This window comes from Actinotalea sp. (assembly GCF_035443605.1).
Lineage (GTDB): Bacteria > Actinomycetota > Actinomycetes > Actinomycetales > Cellulomonadaceae > Actinotalea.
This window is the reverse complement of sequence record NZ_DAORSQ010000166.1, coordinates 1-3,733: the sequence shown is the minus strand read 5'-3', so window position 1 is coordinate 3,733 and position 3,733 is coordinate 1. Positions and strand designations below refer to the sequence as shown.

Genomic DNA, 3,733 nt, shown 5'->3' with positions numbered 1-3,733 from the left:
GTGGCCCTCCTTGGCGAGCCACACCTCGGCGTAGTTGCCCAGGATCGTCAGCTCCTGGTCGCTGGGGTGCTGGCGCAGCGCGAGGCGGGGCAGCGGCGTGTACGGCGCACCGGCGCGGCCCTCGGGGCGGAAGTAGCGGTGCAGCACACGCTCGACCATCGCCTGGTCGGGGAATGCGGCGAGCGCCCTACGGACGTCACCGTGCGGGTCGCCGTCCTGCAACCGGCGGGCGAGCACGAGGTCCAGCGCCGTCCCGGAGACGACGCCGAGCTGGCCGGTGAGGCTCACGGCCCTGGCCAGGCGCCACGAGGACACCGCGACCCCCATCCCGCCCTGGATGATCATGGGCAGGGTGGCCGCCATGTCGTACAGGCGGGAGGGCAGGGGGGCGTCGGTGGGGACGGACGGTGTGCTGGTGGTCACTGGCTACCTCTCGAGTGGCTACGGCACCGTAGGTTACGTCAGCGTAGGTAGGTACGTCCACGGTCCTCGCGGTGCGAGTTCTCGGGCGTGTCGGCGCCGTCGACATCACCGCAGGTCCGGCGGCTGAGGACGAGGAACGGAACGGCCAGCATCTGGACAGCCGCGCCGGCGAGGTAGGCCGTCCCGTAGCCCCACAGATCGGCCGTGCGGCCCAGGAGCGGCTGCACCACGACCCCGCCGCCGTTGGCCACGAGGGAGTCGAACGAGAGGACGGTCGCGCGCTGGGCCGAGGGCACGAGCGCGTTGAGGTAGGCCTGGCGCACGGGGGCGGCCGTCGCCTGGACCAGGCCCATGACGACGAGCAGGGCCAGGGCGGCACCGAACCCTGCCGCCGTGCCGACGAGGGCCAGCAGGATCGCCCCGAGCAGCGCCGCGCCCACCAGCACCGTGGTGCGTCGCCCCACCCGGCGTCGCACCCAGGGTGCGAGCAGCCCGCCGACCACCTGCGCGCACGCCAGGAGGGCGGCCGCGAGGGCCGCGACGGCGTACGCCCCGCTGTCGCCGTAGAGCTCGAGCAGGTACGGCTGCAGCGCGTAGAACGCGAAGATCCCGACCCCCGACAGGAAGGCCCCCGACACCATGAGCCAGCGCACCGCCGGGCGACCGGGCCCGTGCGCCACCGACGCCGTGAGCAGCGAGCCGAGCGCCGTCCGGGTGGAGCCGCTGCGGTCGGGCGTGAAGCCCTCGTCGTGCAGGAGGGCGCCGGCGACGGCGCACAGCGCGAGCAGGAGCCCCGCGCGCACGAGGTACGGGACGGCGATCGACGTCGTCTGCGCGAGCACCCCGCCCCCCACGGTGCCCACGAGCATCCCGATGCCGCCGACCACCTGGGCCCGGCCGAACACGCGCTCGATGCTCGTGGCCGCGCCGACGTGGGTCAGCGCGTCCACGAGCCACGCCTCGAGCGCGCCGGAGAAGAAGGTGAAGCCGAGTCCGATGAGCACGGAGACGACGGCCCACGCCCAGAACGGGGCGCCCACCTGCCACAGGGCGACATAGGCCAGCGTCGCGGCGGCGAGGACGACCGTGCCGAGCAGGTAGGAGGTGCGGCGGCCGCGACGGTCCGCGACCAGCCCCGTCGGGATCTCGAAGGCGACCATGCCGGCCGTGAAGAACGCGTTCGCGGCGAACGCCGCCGTGGCGCTCAGCCCCGCGTCGAGCAGGAAGAGCGTGTTGATGCCCCAGATGAGGGAGGCCGCAAGGGTGTTGCCGAGGACGAGGACGAGGTAGGTGCGTCGGATGCGCGTCGCGGCCTCGACCATGAAGCCACCCTAGGCGGGGACCGGCGGCGGCGAGGCTCAGGGGGTGTCGAACTCCCAGTGCCACGGCTCGAGCGGGCCGGTGCCGCCGGGGCCCATGGCGTCCGGGTGGTGCCAGCCGAAGTCCTCGGCGTGCTGCCCGAGCCACGCGTAGAGCGGCTGGCTGAAGTCACCGAGCGAACCGGCGCCCGCGATGTCGATCGCCAGCGCCCGGCCGTGGTTGGACGCACCCGGTGCCGCGGCCAGCGTGCCCTTCGCGGCGCGCACCGCCGCCTGCTCGTCCAGGTCGCGGTAGCTGCTGACGACGTCGAGGTCGCGCCCCGTCGCGGCGCGGTACGCGGCGTTGAGCTGATCCAGCGCCGCCGCGGCGTCGCACCGCAGGAGCACGTCGTCGTCGAACGCGACGCCGCAGAGCAGGTCGCGCGGGATCACCCCGTTCGGGGCCGCGTCGGTGTCGCCGACGCGCCGGGCGACCTCGGCGGCGAAGGCCTCGGCCGCGACCCGGGCGGCCTCGTCCGCCTGGGCCAGCGCCGCTGCCGCTGCGGCGGCCGCGATCGCGGCGTCGGCCGTGACCTGCACCTCGGCGGACAGGACGAGGACCTGCTGCGCGGCGGCGACCAGCCGGGCCGAGGCATCCAGGTCGAGATCGCCGATGGTGGTCTCGACGGCCTGCTCGCGCTCGACGGCGGCGGCGTCCGCTGCCGCGGCGGCTGTCGTCATCGTCCGCTGCTCGGTCGTGCCGGCCAGCAGCGCCACGGCGTCGGCACCGGGCTCGGTGGGCGCCGGCGACTCCTCGACGGGACCTGGCACCGCGACGGCGTCCGCAGACCGGCTCGCCGCGAGGACCACGGCTGCGGTGTCCGGGGTCGCCTCGACGAGGGCCGCGAGGTCGGCGACCGCCTCCTGCAGCGGGGTCAGGGTGGCAGCGTCGACGACGGTCGACGCGGAGGTCGCGAGCTGGTCCGCCGTGCGCACCGCGGTCTGGGCCAGCACCAGGGCCTCCGTGCGGCGCTGCGCCGCGAAGACGGTGGCCTGGCCGTTGAGCCGGGCGGCGTCGGCGCGCTCCGTCCGCTCGACCAGGGCCGCCGCGGACTCGCGCGCCGCGACCTGCTCGGCCCGGACGGCGTCCCGGTCGGTCTGGTCGAGGTTCACCTGGAGCACCGCGCCGGCCAGGAAGGCCGATGCGACGGCGAGCGCGACCCCCGGACGTGCGAGCAGCGCCAGCGACGGTGCGCACAGGTCGCGGACCAGCTGGCGGCGCGCGAGGGCCGGGCCCGGGGCGCGGTGCGCGGCGCGATGCCGGGCGCGGTGCGCTGCCTCGTGCGACATGGGACCCTTCGCTGACGCTGGCCCGCGGGGATGAGCCGGGCCGAGGTGCTCGTCCAGGACATCGACCGCCGACGCGCCGACGTGAGCCCCGAGGCGTGGGTTCACCCGAAGGATCACCCGGGCGGCCCAGGGCGCTCACCCGGACGGCCCACACCGGCGCTGCCGCCGGCTCCGGGGACGCCGAAGGCCCCGTCGCGTCGGCGACGGGGCCTTCGGTGCCGGTCCGGGGCGAGCCGCCCCTGACCTCAGCTGCAGCCGCTGGTGGAGCCGCAGCCCTCGCACACGTGGCACGAGCCGGCGGGGCGCATCTTGATCCCGCAGTTCATGCAGAGCGGCGCGTCCGCCTCGCGGCCCTGGAGCAGGTCCATGAGCTCGGCGGACGAGTGCACCGATGCGGGCGCCGCGTGCGTGGTGGGCGTCGCCGGTGCGGCCGGGGCCACGAGCGCCACGGGCGCGGGGGCGACGACGACGGGCGCCTCGCCGATCGCGTCGTAGCTGTCCGTCGCGACCGGCTCGTACGAGCCCGTCTCGAGCTGGCGGGTGCGCTCGTCGGTCGTGTAGATGCCCAGCGAGGAGCGGGTCTCGAACGGCAGGTAGTCCAGCGCGAGGCGACGGAAGATGTAGTCCATCATCGACTGCGCCATGCGGATGTCGGGGTCGTC

General features: G+C 75.4%; 2 protein-coding genes and 2 pseudogenes. All 4 read right to left on the bottom strand.

Going from position 1 to position 3,733, the window contains the following annotated elements; translation table 11 throughout:
• Positions 1-423 (bottom strand): annotated as a pseudogene (locus PKY62_RS12580) (hypothetical protein); the annotation flags it as partial.
• 38 nt (positions 424-461) lie between these two features.
• Complete coding sequence (locus PKY62_RS12575) at positions 462-1,745, bottom strand: MFS transporter (RefSeq protein ID WP_324537476.1); 1,284 nt, start codon at positions 1,743-1,745, stop codon at positions 462-464.
• A gap of 36 nt (positions 1,746-1,781) precedes the next feature.
• Entirely contained in the window at positions 1,782-3,071 is a 1,290-nt protein-coding gene (locus PKY62_RS12570; RefSeq protein WP_324537474.1) for a M15 family metallopeptidase, read from the bottom strand.
• A gap of 245 nt (positions 3,072-3,316) precedes the next feature.
• Positions 3,317-3,733: pseudogene (locus PKY62_RS12565) on the bottom strand (vitamin B12-dependent ribonucleotide reductase); the annotation flags it as partial.

What these genes read in the sequence shown, in the direction of transcription:
- PKY62_RS12575 (WP_324537476.1), bottom strand. Translation starts at nt 1,745, where the DNA reads ATGGTCGAGGCCGCGACGCGCATCCGACGCACCTACCTCGTCCTCGTC.
- PKY62_RS12570 (WP_324537474.1), bottom strand. Translation starts at nt 3,071, where the DNA reads ATGTCGCACGAGGCAGCGCACCGCGCCCGGCATCGCGCCGCGCACCGC.